We start from the raw sequence: 24,237 nt of genomic DNA on the forward strand, positions 1-24,237 counted from the left end.
TTGCCGGAATAGTCAGCAACAGCCTGAGGTCAGACAGGTGTGATATGGCTGTTCGTCCAGTACAGCTTTATTCGTACTTTTTATTCGGTACGGTTATTCAGTACGGGCAGCCGACCCGGAAAGGGGCTGATAACACCTATCAGTAAAAGCGTGAGAGGAAAATCACGGTGCAGTGTGCCTCAACCTCACACAGTACGGTTGGCACACCACTCCAAGGCACACTCTCAGTTAGTAGTTATTGCTGGGAATCGGTTAGTTATTGCTGGGAATCGCTTTGATCACCCCGGGCGCACCGGGTTTACCCGGTGCGCCGCCTTTACCGGGATCCCCGGATGTATGGCCTTTTCCTGGCGCCCCACCGCTGCCTTGCTCGCCACCATTGGTGGTACTATAGGTTGGCTCAATTGAAGGTTTAGGTTGGCTCTTATCGTAATAAAAATAGATCTGCGCCCCATTGCCACCATTGCCACCGTTACCACCCGCGCCGCCACTACCGCCATCGCCTTCAGAACCGCTTTTGGCATCCGGGCAAGGGCCCGGATTATGACCCGCCTCACCGCCTTTGCCACCATTACCACCGGCCCCTCCATTACCACCGGCCTGACCTTCCTGTGCACCGGAATGGATGCTGATATTGCCGGACGCACTGTTAATCATGCAGTACAAAATCGGGCCATGGGCTCCGTGCGTACCGTTGTCACCGGGAGCACCATTCCCGCCATTGCCCCCTTTCCCCCCATTACCCGGGGCAGTTTTGCAGTGGCTGGCACATTTGGCCCCCGGGCTACCCTGCTGACCCTGATGGCCATCATTGCCCGCTTTCCCGTTGGCGGCTTTTGCTGGGTTCAGTGTCGGCATCGACAGATTAATCGTGTACGAACCGCTGGGTTGCGATCCTTGCTGGTTTAGGTTCTGGCAGTTTAGGTAAGCCTGCCCGGATGATTTCACTTGTCCGCCAGCTTCGATAGTGAGGGTGCCAAAATTGGTGGTGGTACCATTGCCCAACTCAAGGATTTCACCGCTTTTAACCGTATGGTCTGTCATGGCAAAGGCGGCCAGTGTCATCGGGAATTCATACTCCTGAAGTAACGCCAGATCACTGTCTGCGACTTTGGCCGTTTCCCCTGCAACACCACAATGCAACGCAGCTCTCAATTGCTGCCTGTGAGCGGCGGTCAGCCCCGTTTTCACTTCAGCAAGATCAAGTGCCGGAGGATAATTCAGATGTGAGTCATCGTCTGTCTTCGGTAATGAGACAAGCGCTTTCAGCTCAGCGAGGTTGGCAACAGTAATCATTTTCGGAGGGACGGACGAGACTTGAGGATCTTTAGAAAATGTAATCTTTTGAGGTGTGTGTGCCGGTAATTGAGACAAACTTTCAGCAGTAAAACCAAAGCGTCGATTATTGGCATCAAAATCCATTTGCTGTTGTTTTGATAATTGCATAATACGTTCCTGATATTATTTCATTTCAATCAACAGCAAATAATTCACATAAAACATAGATTATTTATGATTAATATTTTCCATGAGTAACGATGAATTATCATTCACCGTGTTGAACAGTATTCTTGATAAAGCCAGTTTAATAAGTTAATTCAACCTTACCGCTCTCAATTTCACCACCATAGATCCCATCTGCTAATTGGTATTCGTGAGTCGGTTGGATCAATTTTTTGAGTTCAGCATAGCCTGCTTTGGTTCGGTCATCGCTCTCCCACAGGCTCAGGCAGCCGATGAGTAACACATCGCTACTATCATAATTTTCAGTTGTTAAACAGTTTTTTACAGTTTGTGCCGCCGTCTTATCAAACCATTCTTCATCTTTAGACATCATCACCAGATGGATCCCGATAACTTCAGACTTATCCTTTTTCTTGGCAAGAATGCCGATGCAAGAAGTGAATGCCGTAAACTGCACTTTACCGGCACTGCTATATTCTTGCTCTTTAATTTTCATCACATCACTGGTCTCAGTTAATGTATATGACATGAGAGCTTCCTCATTTCAGCTGGTCTAAAAATACATAAGGCATATTACTAAACATAAATAACCATGGATCACTAATATTTAAAGTTCACTAATATTTAAATTAATGTAAATTTATTGTAATCCGATGGTTAAATATTAGGCAATTACACTTATATTGCAAGTATGCGTTAGTCATTTTTGAATAAATTTATTTAATAGATTAAATAGTCAATTAAACTAACTGTAAATTATAAGAATTCATATTGAATAGAAAAATTCGCCAATGGCATCCGGTGCAGCTACCGTATGGGGATTGATATTGTTCGAAGGACTAAGGCAAGGTCATGATTGGTGTTATCGAGCACATCTTTGATAAGTTTAAAACTAAAGATCACCATCAGGTCATATTGGATTATCTGACCTGAATCCCTTGTAAAAATGCCAGCCTGACGGCTGGCATTCACTTCTCAGAATCATTCAATCACAGATCAAACAATAAACTGATTCAACAGTTTTTCCTGTTGATGGACTTTCTCAACCTGTAACTCAGTTGCCTGACTTGCCCCCTTGGCAGAGTCTGCAACGTCACCACTGATATCTTTAATTTTCACCATGTTATTGTTGATTTCTTCAGCGACCAGACTCTGTTCTTCCGCTGCCGAAGCAATCTGAATATTCATATCGCTGATCTGTTGAATGGCTTGACTGATGCGCTGAAGTGCCTGATTGGCAATATGAGATTTCTCAACGGCTTCAGCCGCTTTCCCTTTACTCTCGCCCATCGCAGCAGACACAGAAGACGCACCGGATTGCAACTGCTCAATCATGGTTCGAATTTCTGTTGTTGATTTTTGCGTTCTCTGCGCCAGAGTTCTCACTTCGTCGGCAACAACAGCAAAGCCACGTCCGGATTCTCCCGCTCTGGCCGCCTCAATCGCAGCATTCAATGCCAACAGATTGGTTTGATCCGCAATCTCATTAATTACTTCCAGAATCGTTTCGATATTCGCAGTCGCTGACTCTAATTGTGTGACTTCTTCAACCGCTTGATCAATTCTTGCCGAGAGCTCATTAATTGACTGAGTGGTATAGCTCACAACCTCAGCCCCTTCATTCGACGCATCATCCGCTTCTTTTGCTGCTGTCGCTGCATTTTGCGCATTATGAGCGACTTCAGATGCCGTCGCTGCCATCTCATTCATCGCTGTTGCAAGCTGATCCACTTCCAGCATTTGGGATTGCATCCCTTCGGCTGAGTGCCTCGAATGAGTTGCAATGGTTTTGATGCCGTCCAGAATATCGCGACTAATTTCTTTCGACTGACTGATTTGATGCTGTAGTTTTTCGGTAAACTGGTTGAACCCAACCGCTAACGTCGCAAATTCCTGATCCAAATCCGTTGCCAGTCGTTTGGTGAGATCTCCCTCACCGGAAGCGATATCATCAATCGCAGTATTGAGTATACTGAGCGGACGAATCAGCCGTTTAATGAGCAGGGATAGCAAGATCAAGCTGATAATCACGCCAGCCAGCGTATATAGAATAGAGCTGTTTCTTAATGAAGAGAGTGTACTAAAAGCGATAGATTCATCAATCACAGCACCAACATACCAGTGTTCACTTGGCACTTCGGTGAAGTTAATCAGGTAATGTTTACCATCAATATCCACACGCTGCATACCGGTTTTCAACTGAGCACCGGGTAGATACTCGGTAAATTTCTTACCATTATACTCCCGATTGGGGTGTGCAATCGTTTCCCCTTTCTCCGTCACGATAAACAGGTGACCGGCATCGAAAAGGTTCACAGAGTTCACAACGTTAGAGAGGCCAGAAAGGTCCAGATCATAATACATCCCCCCAACCCACTGACCATTTTTATAAACAGGTGTCGCGATAGAAATAATGATTTTCTTCGTCGTAAAGTCAATATAGGGTTCGGTGACGATCATTTTCCCTTGGTTTTTAACATCAATGTACCAAGGTCGTTTTCTCGGATCATAATCCGGGGTTGGTTCCCAGTTATCATCGTTTTCTATCACCGCACCATCATCTGTATACCCTAACCCGACAGCCACAAAATCTGATTTAAGCGTGGGTGTTTCTAACACATTCTTGACGTAATCCCGATTGTTGGGATCCAATTGAATAATTTCAGTCATCGAATGGGCCATCGCTTCTTTCGCTTGCATATCAGTCGTGATGCTGTTCTTCACACCTGAGACTAACTCTTGCAAACTACTGTAAACCAAGGACTCAAAACTACTTTTAACCGTTCTTAATTGTTGCAAGGACAACAACAAGATCGTCACGATCAAAAGTAGCGATGACGCTGCTACTATCTTTTGGCTAAACCTCATAGCAAACCTCTCTGACACCATAATAAAAACCACACTTATCAACGCGACAAATGTGAAAACAAATATTAAACATATAAGAAAATAGTCTCTTTCATTATGAATGATTATCTGTATAAATACCGAATTTTATGATGCAGTCTGCGAAGGTTCATCCTCAACCTCACCAGAGGGTAAAGCATGCCAAACTGCTTTCACTAAAGTCGCCAGAGGAATGGCAAAAAACACGCCTAAGAATCCCCACATTCCGCCAAAAACCAGCACAGCAACAATAATGGCAACCGGATGAAGGTTGACTGCCTCAGAAAACAAAACCGGGACGAGCACATTACCGTCAAGCGTCTGAATAATGCCGTAAACGACCAATAGCCAATAAAATGGTGGCGTAAATCCCCATTGAAAAACACCGACAATCGCAACCGGAATCGTCACGGCAGCCGCACCAATATAGGGGATAAGCACAGAAAAACCGACAGCCACAGCAAGTAGCACAGAATACCGTAAATCCAGAATAGCGAACGCAATGTAGCTCACACCACCAACAATCAGTATTTCCAACACTTTACCACGGATATAGTTCGAAATTTGTTCATTCATTTCGAGCCATACTTTGGTCACCAGTTTCCGGTTTCTGGGCATGATATTACTGGCCGTTTTGAGCATCTCTCCTTTATCTTTCAGGAGAAAGAAAATCAGCAACGGAACCAATATCAGGTACACTGCCAATGTAGCAATACTCACCAGAGAAGCCAGCGACCCTTTGACAACACTTTCACCAAAATGCAGTGCCTGATTCTTAATGTTGTCCATCATCGGTTCAACAATCGCCAGATCAGCCAACTCTGGGTATTTCTCAGGCACGGTATTGATCAGGTGTTGTAACTGACTATACATGCCCGGAATATCATTAATCAGGTTACTGACTTGATTCCAAATTGTTGGAATCAACACAAATACGGCAACCAACATCAAACTGACGAACACAGCAATGACCAGAATCACACTCAATGTTCTTGGTATACCCAGCCGGACCATTTGGATGATTGGCCACTCCAGCAGATAAGCCAAAACAATTGCAACCAGAAGCGGAGCAATTAAATGCCCCATAAAATAAATAATCAGAAACCCGAAAAATAACATCGCAAAAAGGCTAACGGCATGAGGGTCAGAAAAGCGCCGTTTGTACCACCGATTCAACATATCGAACATGTAATTGACGTCCTTTTATCACTTTAAGTTGAGCGTAATCATCGAATTACTTACATTCCGTGGATATATGCACACAGACCGATGTGGTCTGAAAATATTCTAAGCTGTTTTTTTACAGATATTGTCAGGCATAAGAAAGCCTGCCTCATCTCTGAAACATTGCTTTCTGGCATTGATGTTGAACCATAAAACAAAGAAGATAAAGCCGCACTATGTGTGTCAATCGGGGGGAAATAGCGTTTCATGCTTTCACTTGATGCTTACTATAGGACTGTTATTGTATAGTGTTTTACAACGTATGCCACCGTTAATCATACCGTAAAATAGGAAAACAGATCGCAAAAATCAGTCTGCTGCCTATGTCGGTAAGTCGGGGAAACCAATAACGGAAGAAAAGGTCTTATAGTCAGGACTGCAAAGGAAAAATAGTATTAATATGATGAGCCTACCAATCCGAAGTTTACTCTGTTCATGCCTGTCTGTATCGATGTTGTTGTCTGCATCTGTATCGGCTGATACCAATGATCTTCCTGATATCGGTACGGTCGCTGGCGCAACACTGAGTATTGATCAGGAAGAACAATATGGAGACGCTTACATGCGAATTCTCCGTAGCAGACAACCCATTATCAATGACCCGGTATTAAATGAATATATTAATACACTGGGGCACCGCTTGGTTTCACATGCCAATGATGTGAAAACCCCGTTTACTTTCTTTCTGATCCGCAATCGTGAAATCAATGCGTTTGCCTTCTTCGGCGGTCACGTTGCGCTGCATTCAGGGCTATTTTTACACACCCGGACAGAAAGTGAACTGGCCTCAGTCATGGCGCATGAAATTGCCCATATCACCCAGCGCCATCTGGCCAGAAGTATGGAAGCCGAAGCAAAACGTTCTCCTGCAACACTGGCAGCCCTTGCCGGTTCGCTTTTATTAGCTATTGCCGCCCCGGAAGCTGGGATTGCCGCAATCACAGCCACGACCGCCGGTTCCGTTCAGGGACAAATTAACTATACTCGGGCCAATGAAAAAGAAGCCGATCGTTTTGGCATAGAAACATTGGCAAAATCGGGATTTGATCCCTACGCAATGCCACGATTTTTTGGCAAGTTGTCCGAAGAATACCAATATTCCAGCCATCCACCAGCCATGTTGTTGACTCACCCATTACCGGATAGCCGGATCACCGATAGCCGGGCCAGAGCGCAACACTATAAGCACGTAAATCTCCCCTATGCCAAAGATTATCAGTTAGCCCGGGTCAGAGTTGTGGTGCGCTATGCCGGTATCGATGACAAAGCGGCACTGGATTGGTTACAACGTCAACGGAAAAAGAACGACCCGATTATTCAAGCAGCCTGTGATTACGGCACCGCACTGGTCTATCTGGACAATAAACAGTACGATAAAGCGGCTCCTCTTCTGGAACGTCTGCTCAAAACTGATCCACAAAATAACTTCTATCTGGATGCCGCATCCGATATCTATATTGGGCAAGATAAACCCAAGCAAGCTATTCAATTACTCGCACAGGCACTGAAACAGTCACCGCATAACTCGGTTCTGACCATCAACTATGCCAATGCACTCATGTCAGCCAAACAATATCAACAGGCGGTTCAAGTGCTGCAACGCTATACCCACAATCACCCAGATGATTCGAATGGCTGGTCTATACTCTCACAAGCCAATAATCATATGGGAAATCAACAGGAAGAATATGCAGCACGCGCTGAACTGTTTGCGCTGAAAGCAGACTGGGATCAGGCGATCCAGTATTATACCCGGGCCAGCCAACTCGCCAAGTTAGGCAGTTTGGAACAAGCCCGCTACGATGCAAGAATCGACCAACTCATCACTCAGCGGGAACAATTCCTCGCTTTACAAAAATAATCAGTTGAAGGAGTCATTATGTCAGTCGTCATTTACCACAACCCCAAGTGCTCAAAAAGTAGAGAAACGCTTGCCCTATTGGAAAATAAAGGGATTCAGCCTCAGGTGATCAAATATCTGGAAACCGAGATCACACCGTCGCTCCTAAAAACACTTTACTCACAACTCGGTGTTCACAGCGTCAGAGATATGATGAGAACCAAAGAAAGTATTTATAAAGAATTAGATTTAGCCCGCGAATCACTCAGTGACGATGATTTGTTTCAAGCAATGATCGAACATCCGAAACTCATTGAGCGCCCGATCGTCGTTGCCAATGGCAAAGCTCGTCACGGCCGCCCCCCCGAGCAGGTACTTGATATTCTATGAGCCATCGAATTATTGTGCTCTATTACAGCCGCCACGGTTCCACTCTGGCTCTGGCGAGACAAATCGCACGAGGTATCAACGCGATTGCTGGCTGTGAAGCATTACTGAGAACCGTCCCGGACATTCCACCTTCAGCAGAACCGCCATCGGATCCTTATCTGACATGTGATGAATTAAAAGATTGTAATGGTTTGGCAATGGGAAGTCCGGTCTGGTTCGGTAATATGGCGGCGCCACTCAAGCACTTTTGGGACGCAACCACACCACTATGGATCAGTGGTGCGCTGATAGATAAGCCAGCATGTGTCTTTACGTCGTCATCATCGTTACACGGTGGCCAGGAAGCGACACTGCAAAGTATGCAATTGCCCTTACTTCATCATGGGATGCTCATTGTCGGCATCCCCTACAGTGAACCGGCACTGCATACGACTCAAAGCGGAGGCACACCGTACGGTGCCAGTCACCTTGCCACGGTATCCGGTCAATTGAGCGCAGAGGAAAAAACACTGGCGCAACGACTTGGTCAGCGCCTTGCATCATTGTCAATGAGACTTAATCCTTCCGCTGCGAATCTATAAACAACCGGAAAACATAAAAAAGGGCCTGAATGGCCCTTTTTTATGTTTCTTTTGTTACGGCATCTCTTGAGGAAGCTGACTCTGGGACGAAATATCTTGTGAAGCGCCGGTTTGAGAATCATCGTCGTTTGCTCGCTCAGAAACCGAGGGCTCACGCCACTGATATAGCAATGTAGATTGAGCAGTCTCTGCTGGCGGACTAGTCATCGTCTGAGAATCAACATCATTCACGGACTTCTTTTCTGTCGAATCCTCTTCGGACAACGGTTGGTCAGTCAGTGTTCCGTCAACGGCTGTCTCTTCGGGTGACGTGGATTGCTCCACTTGAGAATGCTCAGCGGGTTGTTCCTTTAAATCCGCAGCCCCACCGGCTTCAGGCAGTCGTTCAATCAGATTGAGTGAGGCAAGCTCCTGTTCAAACGCTTCCTGAGTGGTTAACAAATGAACCCGAAATGTCACCTCATCCCCTTGAATCTGGATGATATCGACACTTGCTACAGAGCTTAGCTGGTTGAGCGCCTGTTCCAGCTTGAAAAAATGGACGGCGCGGCTTAAATGTTTCACATTAAGAATCATCGAATGAGACGATTGCCCGGCAACAATCACGCGATTTTTCTTGGCATAGTATTGCGTCAATTCATCAATCAACTGTGCGAGTTCGTCGTCACCGCTCAGGCTCCCACCCATTGGTGGAACAGAAATATCTAACAGTTTTTCCGGCGTTTGATCGTAGAGTTTCCAGTTGAGCGTGTCCGACTGAGCCCGAATAATCAAAATTGCATCCGGATGGTAACGCTCACTCGCATCACGAATCGGCTGAAGAAACTCTCCCCAGATATCCGAAGCTTCAATACTGGTAATATCGTCAAAATCACCAACAGGGACGATAAGAGGCAATCCCCGTTTTTCAGCCAGTTGTTTCAATTGCTGAACATTAGCATTCGCGACATTTTCCCATGCGATATTGCGCTGAAAGTTCTGTTCTTCAACGTACCAGACTAGAATCGTCGCCCGTTTTTCCGGCCAGAAAGGGAGTTGCGCCTGAGTCAGCAGTGTCCGTATCTGCTTGGCACTAAACTGCATTTTGACTATCTTTTGGTCATCTTTCTGGCCATAGCTAATCTGAGATAAATAAAGACGATTCTGAGACAATGCTTTCTTCACCACTGGGTTATCAACAGCGTCTTGTTCCCCGGTCGCCCGAATAATCACATTCTCCATGCCCTGAATTCGAGCCTGATCTTCACCTTGTTCCTGATCAAGCACGACTTCCGAACGATAAATATTGACCTGAGTTGCCGCATAACCGGAAAAAGTCAGGCATAACAAAATCAGACAAGCGAAATTTCGCATAGTAATCCAAAATACATCAACAATCGTGTTCCGATCATAAGCAACTATTGGTTTCCCGGCAAGAAAACCCTGCCACAATGGCAAATATTCCTGATCTCCTCCCTTGCAAAAAATAGCATCTTTGAAACATGGCAAACGTTTCAATAAGTGATAGAATCCTCAAAATTTGTCTTAATCAGGGAAAAAACATGAAAAATGCCATATTAGGCGTGCAGATGCTCTTTGTTGCATTTGGCGCGCTGGTACTGGTTCCGCTGCTAACGGGACTCGATCCAAACGTCGCTCTCTTTGGTGCCGGTGTCGGAACCCTTCTTTTTCAACTTGTCACCCGCCGCTCCGTCCCTATTTTCCTCGCCTCTTCTTTCGCTTTCATTGCACCCATCCTCTACGGCGTTCAAGCATGGGGTATCCCTGCCACAATGGGTGGCCTGATGGCTGCCGGAGCCGTCTATGTGATACTCGGTGGATTAATCAAAATCAATGGCGCTGATTTTATCCATAAACTTCTACCACCGGTTGTCATCGGCCCGATCATTATGGTGATTGGCCTAGGTCTCGCTCCGACAGCCGTTAATATGGCACTGGGAAAAACCGGTGACGGTTCCGTTCAGTTAATCGAAGGACAGGTTGCTCTCTGGATTTCATGTATTTCTTTGTTTACGACAATTCTCATTAGTGTCTTTGCGCGCGGAATGTTTAAACTGCTGCCGATTTTCGGTGGCATTATTGCCGGTTATACACTGAGCCTGATTTTTGATGTGGTCAGTTTTGAAGCAGTTGAAAATGCCGCTTGGTTTTCTCTCCCTCACTTCACCATGCCTGAATTTAACATTAATGCCATTCTGTTTATGATTCCGGTTGCCATTGCTCCGGCCGTCGAACATGTGGGAGATATTCTTTCTATCTCAAATGTTACTGGAAAAAATTACCTAGAAAAGCCGGGACTGCACCGTACGATTGCCGGAGACGGCATTGCAACCATCGCAGCGGCAATGGTTGGGGCACCACCGAATACAACCTATAGTGAAGTCACTGGCGCGGTTATGCTCACCAAAGCATTCAACCCGGTGATTATGACTTGGGCGGCTGTGACAGCCATCGTTTTAGCGCTGGTCGGCAAACTTGGTGCTTTGCTCCAAACCATTCCCGTACCGGTCATGGGTGGGATTATGATTTTGCTATTCGGCTCCATTGCTTCGGTCGGTTTAAATACTCTGATCAAGAATCATGTTGATCTGCACAAATCGAGAAATCTGGTGATTGTCGCAGTGACTTTGGTATTTGGCATTGGCGGTATGGCTTTCGGTATCGGTGAATTCAGCTTGCAGGGAATCAGTCTCTGTGGTGTCGTCGCTATCTTATTAAATCTAATCTTGCCAGACGATTTGGGCGAAAACCATGTCGTTGACAATGCTCAGATTGAAGACTAATCCCCAGCAGCATCGATAAAAAATCCCGGGAGTTTGACGTTCCCGGGATTTTTTATCTGCTGTGCAAATGTTTGGAGCTTATTGATGTTCCGGCCCAATCCGATTCATAACCTAAACACATTCACTGTCTAAACATAATGGTAAAAATGTTGCCCGTGTCAGCGCTGCCAGATCCCGGGGGGCTAATTCAATTTCCAGACCTCTCTTGCCCGCACTGACACAAATTGTTTCTTGGTTCTCAGCGCTGGCGTGAATAAATGTCGGCAACATTTTCTTCTGTCCCAGAGGACTGATACCACCGACCACATAACCGGTAATTTTCTGTGCAATGTCAGGATTGGCCATTTCCGCTTTTTTTACTCCGGCCGCTTTTGCCGCCAGTTTTAAATTCAGCTTTTGATCAACCGGAATAATCGCGACGGCCAGCGCTTTAGGTTCTCCGTTCAGCGCGAACAGTAATGTTTTAAATACCTTCTTCGGATCCTGCCCGAGCACTTCAGCCGCTTCCAGCCCGAAGCTGGTATGATTCGGGTCATGTTCATACTGATGGATGGTATGAGAAATTTTCTTTTTTTTTGCCAAACGAATCGCAGGAGTCATACGTCAGTCCTTTTTATCAATCAAGCAATGAACCACCTTCTGCAATGAAAAAGGCGGCAATTTTGCCGCCTCAAGTAAAAATCACTCGGGAGTCCGAGTCAAATGCTTTTTATTGATAGGTAATTTCACCTTGAGGTTGATATAGAGAAGCATCAACAGGGCTATGAGCCTGTAAATACTCTTTTAAAACATCAGCATCAACAAATCCAGTATTCACAAAGCCAGCATGCTCCGTGAGTTTTGGATAACCATCACCACCGGCAGCATTAAAACTTGGAATAGTAAACCGATAGGTTTGTGTCATCTGAATCGGTTTTCCACCAATTTTTACGTCAGAAACTCCGGCAGCACTGACCGTCATGGAAAGACCGGCAAACTGTGCGTAGGCACCCGAATCAACTGGTTTGGTCGCCACCTGATTCAGGTATTCGATCACTTCAGTTCCTGACATATCGACATAGGTGAGAATATTGGCAAAAGGTTGCACTTTCAGGACATCTTTATACGTGACATCCCCTGATTCAATTGAATCCCGAACCCCACCGGAATTCATCACAGCAAAGTCAGCCTTAACTTTATCCTTATGTGCCATTGCAATTAAACGTCCCAGATTGGTTTGCCGGAAACGCACCACATTTCTGTCACCTTCCAGACGTCCTTTTACCGTCGCAATTTTTTGCTCTAATTTAGCCTTGCCTTTCTCTTCATAAGGTGTCAAAAACTTCAGTAACGCAGGATCTTCCGGTATCTGTTCATCGACCAATACGCGCTGCTTTTTGCCTTTGAGCGTCACTGTTTTCTTGAGATTGACCGGTATCAGTTGATAACTGATCATCTTCAACTGCCCATTGCGGAACTCATAGTCTGCCCGCCCCACATATTTGCCCCACTCATGAGCCTGAACAATATACGTTCCGTTCTGCATATCCGGCTGACAATCATCCCCCGGTTGAAAATGCGTATCCGCAACGTTCGGTGCTTCCATACAAACCGGCTCCTGAGAATGACCACCAACTATCATATCCAGTGATCCCGGCTCCAGATAACGAGCGAGAGCCACGTCGCCCGGTGCATTAATACCGTGTTGACCGTTGACGTAATGCCCCATATGCGTCACAGCAAAAATCAAATCCGGCTGTTCTGTTTTTTTCAGTTCCGCAATCAATTTCTTCGCTTCAACCTTCGGGTCTCTGAATTCAACATTGCCGATATATTCCGGATTACCGATTTTCGCGGTATCTTCTGTAGTCAAACCAATCACCGCGATACGAATCCCCTGCTCATCAAAAATTTTGTACGGGCGGAACAGTCGTTCGCCGGTGGTTTTGTCATAGATATTGGCCGAGAGCATCGGGAAATTCGCCCATTGGCGCTGTTTGAATAACACAGTCAATGGATTATCAAATTCGTGGTTCCCCACCGCCATTGCATCGTATCCGATGATATTCATCCCTTTAAAATCCGGTTCGGCATCCTGCAAATCTGATTCCGGTACACCTGTGTTGATATCCCCGCCAGAAAATAGCAGTACGCTCCCGCCTTCAGCGGCGACTTCCTGACGAATGTGATCAACCAGCGTTTTGCGGGCAGACATGCCATATTCATCATATTTGTTCTTCCAGAACCGCCCATGATGATCATTGGTGTGAAGTACCGTCAGATGGTAAGTTTCATCCGGATGCCACTGTTTTTCAGGGGTTGTGGTACATCCCCATAAAAACACCAGTAGCAACGCGGTGAGAACGGTTTTCGAGTAACGCCACTGATTTGAAAACCATTGCGTTGAAATAAGTGATAATCGCATAATATTCCTGCCAATCTTGGTCCCTGACATGATTGTCCGTTGCTATTCAAGCCACCTCAAGAGACCTGAATATAAGTTAACCCTATACATTAACCGACTAACAATACTATAAAATTATGAACTTAAGGTCACAAATATTTGATGATGTGATCGCACGTCAGATAGTCGTTCACGAGAGCTCGCACCAGATTACCTGAAGGTCAGGCCTGTATTCAGGAACCCGGCAGACATAAAAAAACCATCGCACAATACGATGGTTTTGATGCATTCTGTCTCATTGGTGAAACAGTTTACTGAATATCTATATCCGCAAAACTCTTGATCAAGTCATCCAGCGCTTTCATTTGTGCCAAAAACGGCTCCAGTTTATTCAAAGGCAATGCTGAAGGGCCATCACATTTCGCCTGTGCCGGGTTCGGATGTGCTTCGATAAACAGTCCGGCAATCCCGGTTGCCAGACCGGCTTTCGCTAACTCGACAGTCTGCTCACGACGACCACCGGAAGCAGCACCGGTCGGATCACGCATTTGCAGTGAGTGAGTCACATCAAAAATAATCGGGCTACCATGAGAGACTTTTTTCATCACACCGAAGCCCAGCATATCGACAACAAGGTTGTCATAACCATGGCAGGAACCGCGTTCACAAAGAATGATCTGGTCATTGCCACACTCGGCAAATTTTTCGACGATGTTTCCGACCTGCCCCGGACTCATAAACTGTGGCTTCTTGACATTAATCACCGCCCCGGTTTTTGCCATCGCTTCCACCAAATCAGTCTGACGGGCAAGAAATGCCGGTAACTGAATCACATCAACCACATCCGCGACCGGCTGTGCCTGTGCTTCCGTATGAATATCCGTAATAATTTTCACACCGAAGGTTTGTTTCAGTTCCTGAAAGATTTTCATCCCTTCATCAAGACCGGGACCACGATATGAATGAACAGAACTACGGTTCGCCTTATCAAATGAGGCCTTGAATACGTAAGGAATCCCTAACTTTTCCGTCACTTTGACATAATGCTCGCAAACTTGCATCGCAAGATCACGGGATTCCAAGACATTCATACCGGCAAACAAAGTAAACGGGCGGTCATTGGCAACCTCAATATCACCAACTTTTACAACTTTCTGTTCCATCGTATTCTCTCTATAAACCCAATATTAGTGGATTGTTACGGCAGTACTACGCAACAAATTCACCTGATTTTTCAATAATTCAGCAGCGGGATCGTCCGGGCAATGCTCAATAAAATACTGATAATCCGAAAGCGCAATCTGATGACATTCCAGTTGCTGATAAATGAATCCACGGTCACGAATTTCATAAGGATCATCGGGGACAAACGTCAACGCCAGATTGGTACACTTCAACGCCAGAGTATAACGTTCTTCACGCATCAACGCACTTTTCAACAAAGCCAGCCAGCGTCCGATGATTGTCGGGTGATCGCTGACCCGAAGGTGTTTCGGTTTTAATTTGGCAAGAGGTCCTTTACTACCGATCAACCAAGCTTGTAACGTATGCTTCGAAACATATTCGCCAGAAAATGGATTCAAATAAACAAGCTCTTCATCGGACCAGGCTATCTGGATCAAAAACTGGGTCGGAAACATCACCGGTTGCAACGGGAATCCCAGCCGACTACTGAAGTACAATAATAAAGCGCCCAGACTGACAGGAATCCCTTTGCGATGTTCAAGCACCTGATCGATAAATGCATTACGAGACTCAAAATAAGCCTCGTGATCACCGGAGAATCCCCACTCTTGATAAAATAACCGTAAAAAAGCGGCCAATCGTGCTTTTGGATCTGCATCGTCATCCAGATACGCTTCAGCTTCACGGGTCATCTTCACTAACGTCTGTTCTGCCCATGCCACTCGGGTTTCAGGATTAATGGCCTGATTCAGTACAAGCGCACCTTCCACCAGCTCCATCGCATCAAAATCTTCGTCAAATAATTCAATCATAGACATATCGGCCCAGTATTAATGCATTAATATCGGTAACTTGGTCAAAGAAATTTTTGCGGCCATGGCAACCCAGCCTAGCGCGCCAAGAAATGCCAGACTCCGCAACAACTTACCCCGGCCTAGTTTCAAGGTAAAAATGCCTAATGCGATATAGGCTAGCATGCACATGAGTTTTTCAGTCAGCCAAGCGGCTTCAGGCGTAAAAGGAATAAAGCCAGTCATCACACACAATGCAACACCGGATAACAACAGGAATGTATCCATCACATGCGGTGCGACTTTCAAAAAACGATGATGAAGCGCTTGAGAATTGACCATCATCAGACCGTAGCGGAGGCAAAATAAAGCAACACTGGCCGCAATGGTAAATATGTGGAAATATTTTAAACCCAGATACATAAACGTCCTCTTATGGGCACTTTTTATGGCATAACAAGCTATGGCAGAAAGCAACCGACTGTCACGCGATCATTTCCAGCATCATCTTGCTCAGTGTGGATAAACTGATAACCCAGAGATCGTAGTAATTCTCTGACTGACTCAGCTTGATCATAACCGTGTTCAAACAGCAGCCATCCCTGAGGTTGCAGGTATTGCCTTGCTGCGACTGCAATGGTTCTGATATCCGCTAACCCCTGCTCTTCTGCAACCAAGGCAGAAAGCGGTTCAAAACGAACATCTCCACGCTGTAAGTGCGGGTCGTCCGCATCGATATAAGGTGGATTTGAAACAATTAAAGCAAATTTCGTACCTCCATCGATATTTTCAAACCAATTGCTTTGATAAAAACTCACATTGGTGATTCCCAGCCGATCGGCATTCGCTTTCGCTAACTCACAGGCTTCCGGCTGCAGATCAACACCGGTCACACAAATATCGGGTAACTCAGAAGCCAGAGCCAAGGCTATTGCCCCGGTGCCGGTGCCCAAATCCAAGATAGGCCCGGCAATTTCCCGCGCTTTTTCCAAAGCAGCAATCACCAGACATTCGGTATCCGGACGTGGAATTAACGTGACTGAGGAGACTTGTAGCGGCAAAGACCAGAATTCCCGTTGCCCAAGAATGTATGCAATCGGCTCACCGTTCTGACGGCGGGTCAGTAATTCAGCAAACCAATAAAGTTGGGACTCAGTGAGCGTTTTTTCCGGCCATGTCAGCAAATATGAATGGTTTTTTTCAAGAACGTGGCAAAGTAATACCGCGGCATCAATCGCAGGCGAAGGGCTGCCGCTTTCTGATAAAACGGCAGTGCTGTAACGGGTTAATTCATCAATTCGGGCTGGAAGAGGCATCATCGGTTAGCTTTGCTCAGCCAATGCCGCCAAGAGATCAGCCTGATGCTCTTGAATAACCGGACCAATCAAGCCATCCAACTCCCCATCCATCACTTCTGAAAGACGGTACAGCGTCAGATTGATTCGGTGATCTGACACCCGGCCTTGCGGATAATTGTAAGTTCGGATGCGATCACTGCGATCGCCACTGCCTAACAGATTACGCCGCGTATCTGACACTTCAGCCGCCCGTTTCGCTCGTTCCGCCTGAGCTAACCGAGCCGCCAGTACAGACATCGCTTTGGCTTTGTTTTTATGCTGAGAACGTTCATCCTGACACTCAACGACCACCCCGGTCGGCAAGTGAGTAATCCGAATGGCAGAATCGGTCGTGTTAACGTGCTGACCACCCGCACCCGAAGAACGGAAGGTATCAATTTTCAGGTCATTGGCTTTAATCTCCGGCAATTCCGTTTCCGGAACTTCCGGCATAATTGCAACCGTACAGGCGGAAGTATGAACCCTTCCCTGAGATTCCGTTGCCGGAACACGCTGAACACGATGACCGCCAGATTCGAATTTTAAAGTCCCATAGACACCGTCACCATTGACTTTAGCAATCATCTCTTTATAACCGCCATGTTCAGCTTCACTGAATGACATCACTTCGATACGCCATCCTTTTCTTTCGGCAAAACGGCTATACATACGGAACAGATCACCGGCAAAAATCCCCGCTTCATCACCACCGGCACCGGCACGAATCTCAAGAAAGCAATTCCGCTCATCATTCGGATCTTTTGGTAGCAATAATATCTGTAGCGTATCAGTCAATTGCTCAATCGATGCGCGTGCTGCTTCAATCTCTTCCTGAGCCATTTCTCGCATCTCTGCGTCATCTTCTTTCGCCATTTCTTCGGCAGCAACTAAATCTTCTTGCGCCTGCTGATAAGCTTGAAAACATTGAGTCACTTCTTCAAGTTGAGAAAACTCTTTTGATAACGCACGGAATCGGTTTTGATCCCCAATAATGTCAGGATCACCAAGCAGGTGCTGAATTTCCTCATAGCGCTCAGCGAGCGTTTCAAGCTTTTGTAAAATTGACGCTTTCATAGTTTCTTCTTTATACGGAAATAATATCGAAATTAAAGATTATCAAGCCCCAGACTCTGTCTGATTATAGCCAACTTCGCAGGTTCTCCTTGCTCGGCTGCTTGCTGTAGTGCACGGGTCGGCGCATGAATTAATTTATTGGTTAACTTATAGCTGAGTTCTTGGAGGATTCTTTCCGGATCGCCCCCCAATGAGAGCGCCTGAAGACTTTTATTCACAAGCTCTTCACGAATATGATTCGCACTGTCCCGGTAATCACGGATACTATCTACGGCCTGTAATGACCGCGTCCAGCTCATGAACGCGGCACTTTCTTCACTGACAATCGCTTCGGCCTGAATCGCTTCAACCTTTCTCTGTTCGATATTGCTATCTACAATCGACTGCAAATCATCGACACTATACAGATAAGCGTCACCAATCTCGCTGACTTCCGCTTCAACGTCTCTCGGAACAGCAATATCAACCAGTAACATCGGTTGGTAACGCCGGGCTTTGAGGGCTTTCTCGACCATCCCTTTACCGATAATCGGTAAAGGACTGGCTGTCGAGCTAATCACAATATCCGCTTTGGCAAGGTGTTCCGGAATCTCTTGTAAACGGATCACCTGCGCATCAAATTGTTCCGCTAAGCCCATTGCCCTTTCCCGGGTACGGTTCGCCACAATCATGTTCTGACAACCGTTGGCAGCGAGATGCTTCGCGACTAACTCGATGGTTTCACCGGCACCGACAAGTAACACAGTTGCATTGGTCAGCGATTCGAAAATATGTTTTGCCAACGTACAAGCCGCATACGCAACAGAGACGGCATTACCACCGATATCCGTTTCAGTCCGGACTCTTTTGGCAACTGAGAATGCTTTCTGAAAGAGCTTTTCTATCGCAGCATCAACTGATGCCAGATCCTTCGATTCTGAATACGCCTGTTTGACCTGTCCGAGAATTTGTGGCTCCCCTAAAACCAAAGAATCGAGCCCACAACAGACCCGCATTAAATGGCGGATTGCGGCTTGCTCTTCATGAATATAAATGCTCGGTTTTAACTCTTGAGGATTGACACGGTGAAATTCAGATAACCAATCGATCAAACGCCCTTTACTGGTTGGTTTTATCTCACAGTACACTTCTGTTCGGTTACAGGTCGAAAGTATGACGCTCCCTTTAACATCAGCATATTCCCGAAGCTGACTCAGAGCTTCAGGAAGCTTATCCGGACCGAACGCAACTTTTTCACGCAGTTCCAGAGGCGCTGTTTGATGATTAATTCCAATGGCAAGTAAGGACATCGACTGGAGGTACTCTGATAACATCTTCTAAGGGGTAAGACAGGAATTTTACTGTATGCCCTTATTGAAGAAAAGACTTTAACGGATTTGTTTTTATAACTTCGTGATATCAATGCTATAGTGTTGCTGTTTTAAAGGACCTGTTTTTCGACCAACAAAAGCCGTATTTATGACTTATCGTATCTTCCAAGTATTTCTGACTATCATCATTTTGGCTGGCTGTAGCAGCGTTCAGACACCACTTCAACCCGTGGAATGGCAATCACACCAGCAACGTCTCCAACAGATCAGCACTTATCAAATCGCGGGCAAACTTGGCTACATTTCACCACAAGAACGCCGCTCGCTCAATTTTCAATGGAAGAAATCTGACCATCATAGTCAACTGCGTCTAACTACATTTCTGGGACAAACCGTATTGAAGATGGATATTTATCCACAGCGAGCGGAAGCTGAGACCTATGAGGGGCAGCACTACACGGCTCAAACACCGGAATTATTACTCCATCAACTGACCGGACTGGATATTCCCCTGAGTTCGCTCAGTCAGTGGATTCTGGGACGCCCGACCCTTGCGGACACTTTTTCGCTCAAACCGGACAACACGCTGAATAGCCTAGAGAAAAAACTGGCAAATCAGCAATGGCGAGTACAGTACAAAACATACACTGCCGTGACCTTTAAAGAGCAGCAACTACCTCTTCCCGAGCGTTTGTTCCTGCAACAAGGACCAACCAAAATCAATATCCATATCTCGCAATGGAAAGTCACACCATGAATACATCAGATGTTATCAATACCGACCAAACCGTCTGGCCATCACCAGCCAAACTGAATTTATTTCTCTATATCACAGGTCAACGGAATGATGGTTATCATGAGTTGCAAACACTTTTCCAGTTTCTCGATTACGGGGATAAACTGACGATCCGAGTCAATACTAGCGGGGACATCTCTGTCTCTCCGGAAATTGATGGTGTTCCGTTGCATGATAATCTGATCTGGAAAGCTGCCCGAGAACTCCAACTTAACACCCAAACATCGTTGGGTGCTGATATTCACTTACATAAAGTGTTACCGATGGGTGGTGGGATCGGAGGTGGTTCATCCAATGCTGCGACAACCTTAGTTGCACTGAATCATCTCTGGCAATGCGGGTTATCCCAGAGTCAACTGGCTGAAATCGGATTGCAGCTCGGTGCAGATGTACCCGTTTTTGTTCAAGGCCATGCGGCTTACGCGGAAGGTGTCGGAGAAAAGCTGACTATCGTCACACCACAAGAGAAATGGTATCTGGTTGTCAGACCCGATATCAGTATTTCGACAGCCACCATTTTTTCGCATCCCAAATTAACTAGAAACACGCTCAAGCGAGATCTGACAACGCTTTTACAAACTCCGTACGAAAACGATTGCGAAAAAATTGTCCGAAAGCTTTATCCAGAGGTTGATAAGCAACTTTCATGGCTGCTACAATACGCGCCGTCGAGACTGACCGGGACTGGGTCATGTGTTTTTGCTGAATTTTCGAACAAAAATGAAGCACAACAGGTTCTTTCCCGTTTGCCGGATGGAGTTTCTGCTTTTGTAGCAAAAGGATGTAATATTTCGCCGCTAAAAGAAACTTTGACAGGCTATACTCACAGTTGTGAAAACAACAATTGTTAAGATGGATGATGATATATCAGTTAGTAAATCATCATAACAAGAGTATGATCAATCGGCCCACACCCAACCTATTTAAATACTGGACGCAACCCTGAGGTTTCCACCGTGCCTGATATGAAGCTATTTGCCGGTAACGCTACCCCTGAACTAGCCCAACGTATTGCTGATCGCTTGTATATTTCTCTTGGAGATGCCACTGTTTCCCGTTTTTCAGACGGGGAAGTTGCAGTGCAAATCAACGAGAATGTGCGAGGAAGCGACGTATTTCTTATTCAATCAACCTGTGCACCAACCAACGACAACCTGATGGAACTCGTGGTAATGATTGATGCGATGCGCCGTGCTTCAGCAGGCCGTATTACCGCTGTTATCCCTTATTTTGGATATGCTCGCCAAGACCGTCGTGTCCGTTCTGCCCGTGTACCCATTACCGCAAAAGTCGTCGCTGACTTTCTTTCGAACGTTGGTGTTGACCGTGTACTGACAATCGATCTACATGCTGAACAGATTCAAGGTTTCTTCGATGTTCCTGTTGACAACATTTTCGGAACCCCTGTTTTGCTTGAAGACATGAAAGCCCGAAATTTGGAAGATCCTGTCGTCGTATCACCCGATCTGGGCGGTGTTGTTCGCGCACGCGCGACAGCCAAAGCGCTCGGTGACATTGATATTGCGATTGTTGACAAACGCCGTCCTCGCGCCAATGTTTCTGAAGTCATGAACCTGATTGGTGATGTTGAAGGCCGTGACTGTGTCATCGTCGATGATATGATTGATACTGGTGGTACCCTGTGTAAAGCGGCAGAGGCTCTAAAAGAACGTGGTGCCAAGCGAGTATTCGCTTATGCAACTCACGCTGTATTCTCAGGCAATGCTGCTAAAAATATTAAGAATTCAGTTCTCGATCAGGTTGTCATCACTGACTCGATTAAGCTTTCCAAAGAAATGCAGGCAACTGGCCGAGTAACTCAGTTGACACTCTCCACGATGCTCGCCGAAGCGATTCGCCGCATCAGCAATGAAGAGTCAATCTCAGCAATGTTCAATTAATTGCTCATCTCTGTTTTTGAAAGCATCTCTCCGGAGATGCTTTTTTATTTCCCAAAGTTTCATCATCAATTCAGATTCCCTGAAAACAGGTGCCACACAAATCGTCACGATTCATACCGTAGTTCAGGAAGTTTGGGGATAAAAAATTCTGTGCTATCATACCGCGCTTTTCATTGTAGACATCAGGAGAGCCTGACTGTGAGTCAACCCATAAAACTACTTGTTGGGCTAGCCAATCCAGGCCCAGAGTACGCAAGAACAAGGCATAACGCAGGGGCATGGGTCATCGAAGAATTAGCCCGTGCTCACCATACAGTGCTAAAAATTGAGCCCAAATTTTTTGGCCTGACCGGTCGAATTACCATTCAAGGCCAGGATTTACGTTTGCTGATTCCGACAACGTATATGAATTTATCAGGGAAAGCGATATCCGCGCTGGCAAAGTTTTATCAGATCCAGCCGGAAGAAATTATGGTGGCTCACGATGAGCTCGACTTACCGCCCGGTGTTGCTAAATTTAAACAAGGTGGCAGTCACGGGGGTCATAATGGCTTAAAAGATACCATCAGTAAGCTGGGCAATAACAAAGAATTCTACCGTCTCCGGATAGGTATTGGTCATCCGGGACATAAAGATAAAGTTACAGGTTATGTGTTAGGTAAGGCGCCTGAAAAAGAACAGGAATGCCTCGATGCCGCTGTAGACGAGTCTGTCCGCTGTTTGGACATACTGCTCAAAGAAGGTCTTACGAAAGCACAAAATCGTTTACACACATTCAAAGCTGAATAAGGTTATAGTCATGGGGTTTAAATGTGGCATTGTTGGTTTACCAAATGTTGGCAAATCAACACTTTTTAATGCTTTAACCAAAGCAGGAATTGAAGCGGCAAACTTTCCGTTTTGTACCATCGAACCTAATACAGGCATTGTCCCTGTTCCGGATTTGCGCCTTGATGCGCTCGCGAAAATAGTGAATCCGCAACGGGTATTGCCGACAACAATGGAGTTCGTTGATATTGCCGGTTTAGTTGCCGGGGCATCGAAAGGTGAAGGGCTAGGCAACAAATTTTTGGCAAATATTCGTGAAACGGACGCAATTGGTCATGTGGTTCGTTGTTTCGAAAACGACAACATTGTGCACGTCGCTGGCAAAGTGTCTCCTATCGAAGATATCGAAGTTATTAACTTAGAACTGGCTTTGGCTGATTTAGATACTTGTGAACGAGCAATTCAACGCCAGGCCAAACGTGCCAAAGGTGGTGATAAAGCGGCAAAATTTGAAATTTCCGTTCTGGAAAAACTTCTTCCCGTACTCACCGAGGGCGGAATGGCCCGCAGTGTGGCTCTGGCAAAAGAGGAATTGGCGGCAGTTGGTTATCTCAATTTCCTAACCCTCAAACCGACTATGTATATTGCGAACGTGAATGAAGACGGTTTTGAAAATAACCCTTATCTGGATGCCGTTCGAGAATTTGCAGCACAAGAAAATAATGTCGTCGTTGCAGTATGTGCAGCCATTGAGTCAGAACTATCCGAGTTGGATGATGAAGAACGAGATGAGTTCCTTGCTGATCTCGGCATTGAAGAACCGGGATTGAACCGTGTGATTCGTTCAGGTTATGAACTCCTCGAGCTGCATACCTATTTTACTGCGGGAGTCAAAGAAGTCAGAGCTTGGACAATCCCAATTGGTTCAACCGCCCCGCAAGCTGCCGGAAAAATTCACACCGACTTTGAGCGTGGTTTCATCCGCGCTGAAGTCGTCGGTTATGATGATTTTATTCAGTACCAGGGTGAAAGTGGTGCCAAAGAAGCAGGTAAATGGCGTCTGGAAGGGAAAGATTACATTGTCAAAGATGGCGATGTGATCCACTTCCGCTTCAACGTCTAATCTGATGTCAATATTCTCTGAAAATAAGGCCTTCAACAGAGGGCCTTCTGTTTAATCCGCCATCATCTCGTTTTTCTGAAACATTGCTCCCTAATCACTCATACCGACTCTCAGCCAATTGATTTGCGAGTTATTTTGTCTATAAACAGCTCGGTTTGACTAAAAAAAAAACGAACAGTTGTTTTTCCTTAATTTATTCAAAAAAACTATTGACGCTCTCAAGCCATATCCGCATAATGCGCTCCGTTCGCAGGATTATGGTTCTCCTGTTTCGGGGTTTGTGGCTACGTAGCTCAGCTGGTTAGAGCACATCACTCATAATGATGGGGTCACAGGTTCGAATCCCGTCGTAGCCACCATTTCCTAAGTGCTTTTAAACACAAAAAGTAATTTAAACAATG

Annotated in this window: 22 protein-coding genes and 1 tRNA gene; 10 read left to right on the top strand and 13 right to left on the bottom strand. The window is 45.9% G+C overall.

All coding sequences use genetic code 11. The features are described 5' to 3' along the window. Window positions 1–252: 252 nt before the first annotated feature. The 4 genes from VRK_RS10590 to VRK_RS10605 form a co-directional block, all read right to left on the bottom strand. Window positions 253–1,446: a glycine-rich domain-containing protein gene (locus tag VRK_RS10590; protein ID WP_059121338.1), complete on the bottom strand. Its 1,194-nt coding sequence runs from the start codon at window positions 1,444–1,446 to the stop codon at window positions 253–255. Window positions 1,447–1,585: 139 nt separating this feature from the next. Further along, complete coding sequence (locus VRK_RS10595; RefSeq protein WP_059121339.1) at window positions 1,586–1,993, bottom strand: hypothetical protein; 408 nt, start codon at window positions 1,991–1,993, stop codon at window positions 1,586–1,588. 467 nt (window positions 1,994–2,460) lie between these two features. Further along, window positions 2,461–4,332: a methyl-accepting chemotaxis protein gene (locus VRK_RS10600; RefSeq protein WP_059121340.1), complete on the bottom strand. Its 1,872-nt coding sequence runs from the start codon at window positions 4,330–4,332 to the stop codon at window positions 2,461–2,463. A 126-nt stretch (window positions 4,333–4,458) separates the two neighbouring features. After that, complete coding sequence (locus tag VRK_RS10605; protein WP_059121341.1) at window positions 4,459–5,538, bottom strand: AI-2E family transporter; 1,080 nt, start codon at window positions 5,536–5,538, stop codon at window positions 4,459–4,461. Window positions 5,539–5,974: 436 nt separating this feature from the next. On the opposite strand from VRK_RS10605, the gene VRK_RS10610 reads away from it, so the two are divergent. Genes VRK_RS10610 through wrbA form a run of 3 tightly spaced genes read left to right on the top strand, consistent with a single transcriptional unit; the run spans window position 5,975 to window position 8,385 of the window. Continuing rightward, window positions 5,975–7,435, top strand: a complete 1,461-nt coding sequence (locus VRK_RS10610) for a beta-barrel assembly-enhancing protease (protein ID WP_443083422.1) — start codon at window positions 5,975–5,977, stop codon at window positions 7,433–7,435. A gap of 18 nt (window positions 7,436–7,453) precedes the next feature. Next, window positions 7,454–7,804 carry an arsenate reductase (glutaredoxin) gene (gene arsC, locus VRK_RS10615; protein ID WP_059121342.1) on the top strand — a complete coding sequence of 117 codons (351 nt, stop codon included), beginning with the start codon at window positions 7,454–7,456 and terminating at the stop codon, window positions 7,802–7,804. Further along, entirely contained in the window at window positions 7,801–8,385 is a 585-nt protein-coding gene (gene wrbA / locus VRK_RS10620; RefSeq protein WP_059121343.1) for an NAD(P)H:quinone oxidoreductase, read from the top strand. The genes arsC and wrbA overlap by 4 nt, the downstream gene beginning before the upstream one ends. 54 nt (window positions 8,386–8,439) lie before the next feature. Here wrbA and VRK_RS10625 read toward each other — a convergent pair whose 3' ends face one another. Continuing rightward, window positions 8,440–9,738 (bottom strand): DUF2066 domain-containing protein, encoded by a 1,299-nt coding sequence (locus VRK_RS10625; protein WP_157371900.1) that lies wholly within the window; start codon window positions 9,736–9,738, stop codon window positions 8,440–8,442. Window positions 9,739–9,926: 188 nt separating this feature from the next. On the opposite strand from VRK_RS10625, the gene VRK_RS10630 reads away from it, so the two are divergent. After that, entirely contained in the window at window positions 9,927–11,168 is a 1,242-nt protein-coding gene (locus VRK_RS10630; protein ID WP_059121345.1) for a uracil-xanthine permease family protein, read from the top strand. Between the two features lie 111 nt (window positions 11,169–11,279). Here the strand turns inward: VRK_RS10630 and ybaK are convergent, their stop codons facing one another. The 8 genes from ybaK to hemA all read right to left on the bottom strand — a co-directional run bounded on the left by ybaK (window position 11,280) and on the right by hemA (window position 19,227). After that, window positions 11,280–11,768 carry a Cys-tRNA(Pro) deacylase gene (gene ybaK / locus VRK_RS10635; RefSeq protein ID WP_059121346.1) on the bottom strand — a complete coding sequence of 163 codons (489 nt, stop codon included), beginning with the start codon at window positions 11,766–11,768 and terminating at the stop codon, window positions 11,280–11,282. A 109-nt stretch (window positions 11,769–11,877) separates the two neighbouring features. Next, entirely contained in the window at window positions 11,878–13,572 is a 1,695-nt protein-coding gene (ushA, locus tag VRK_RS10640; protein ID WP_059121347.1) for a bifunctional UDP-sugar hydrolase/5'-nucleotidase UshA, read from the bottom strand. A 290-nt stretch (window positions 13,573–13,862) separates the two neighbouring features. After that, window positions 13,863–14,714, bottom strand: coding sequence for a 3-deoxy-8-phosphooctulonate synthase (gene kdsA / locus VRK_RS10645; protein ID WP_059121348.1), 852 nt, complete (start codon window positions 14,712–14,714; stop codon window positions 13,863–13,865). A 24-nt stretch (window positions 14,715–14,738) separates the two neighbouring features. Next, on the bottom strand, window positions 14,739–15,548 hold the full coding sequence (locus VRK_RS10650; RefSeq protein WP_059122737.1) for a SirB1 family protein: 810 nt from the start codon (window positions 15,546–15,548) through the stop codon (window positions 14,739–14,741). 18 nt (window positions 15,549–15,566) lie between these two features. Continuing rightward, window positions 15,567–15,950, bottom strand: coding sequence for a SirB2 family protein (locus VRK_RS10655; RefSeq protein ID WP_059121349.1), 384 nt, complete (start codon window positions 15,948–15,950; stop codon window positions 15,567–15,569). 38 nt (window positions 15,951–15,988) lie between these two features. Continuing rightward, window positions 15,989–16,843, bottom strand: a complete 855-nt coding sequence (gene prmC, locus VRK_RS10660) for a peptide chain release factor N(5)-glutamine methyltransferase (protein ID WP_059122738.1) — start codon at window positions 16,841–16,843, stop codon at window positions 15,989–15,991. A 6-nt stretch (window positions 16,844–16,849) separates the two neighbouring features. Beyond that, a complete protein-coding gene (gene prfA / locus VRK_RS10665; protein WP_059121350.1) occupies window positions 16,850–17,938 on the bottom strand; it encodes a peptide chain release factor 1 in 1,089 nt (362 codons plus the stop codon). Window positions 17,939–17,970: 32 nt separating this feature from the next. Then, window positions 17,971–19,227, bottom strand: a complete 1,257-nt coding sequence (gene hemA / locus VRK_RS10670; RefSeq protein ID WP_059121351.1) for a glutamyl-tRNA reductase — start codon at window positions 19,225–19,227, stop codon at window positions 17,971–17,973. Window positions 19,228–19,396: 169 nt separating this feature from the next. On the opposite strand from hemA, the gene lolB reads away from it, so the two are divergent. From lolB to VRK_RS10700, 6 genes are all read left to right on the top strand, one after another. Continuing rightward, window positions 19,397–20,005, top strand: coding sequence for a lipoprotein insertase outer membrane protein LolB (gene lolB / locus VRK_RS10675; protein ID WP_059121352.1), 609 nt, complete (start codon window positions 19,397–19,399; stop codon window positions 20,003–20,005). Continuing rightward, entirely contained in the window at window positions 19,987–20,895 is a 909-nt protein-coding gene (gene ispE, locus VRK_RS10680; protein ID WP_443083423.1) for a 4-(cytidine 5'-diphospho)-2-C-methyl-D-erythritol kinase, read from the top strand. The genes lolB and ispE overlap by 19 nt, the downstream gene beginning before the upstream one ends. A gap of 105 nt (window positions 20,896–21,000) precedes the next feature. Further along, on the top strand, window positions 21,001–21,945 hold the full coding sequence (locus tag VRK_RS10685) for a ribose-phosphate pyrophosphokinase (RefSeq protein ID WP_059121353.1): 945 nt from the start codon (window positions 21,001–21,003) through the stop codon (window positions 21,943–21,945). 198 nt (window positions 21,946–22,143) lie between these two features. After that, window positions 22,144–22,734 (top strand): aminoacyl-tRNA hydrolase, encoded by a 591-nt coding sequence (gene pth / locus VRK_RS10690; RefSeq protein ID WP_059121354.1) that lies wholly within the window; start codon window positions 22,144–22,146, stop codon window positions 22,732–22,734. Between the two features lie 10 nt (window positions 22,735–22,744). Then, complete coding sequence (ychF, locus tag VRK_RS10695; RefSeq protein WP_059121355.1) at window positions 22,745–23,836, top strand: redox-regulated ATPase YchF; 1,092 nt, start codon at window positions 22,745–22,747, stop codon at window positions 23,834–23,836. A gap of 282 nt (window positions 23,837–24,118) precedes the next feature. Then, window positions 24,119–24,195, top strand: a tRNA-Met gene (locus VRK_RS10700). Window positions 24,196–24,237 lie beyond the last annotated feature (42 nt).

The sequence above is a fragment of the Vibrio sp. MEBiC08052 genome, from assembly GCF_001506075.1.
GTDB lineage: Bacteria > Pseudomonadota > Gammaproteobacteria > Enterobacterales > Vibrionaceae > Vibrio.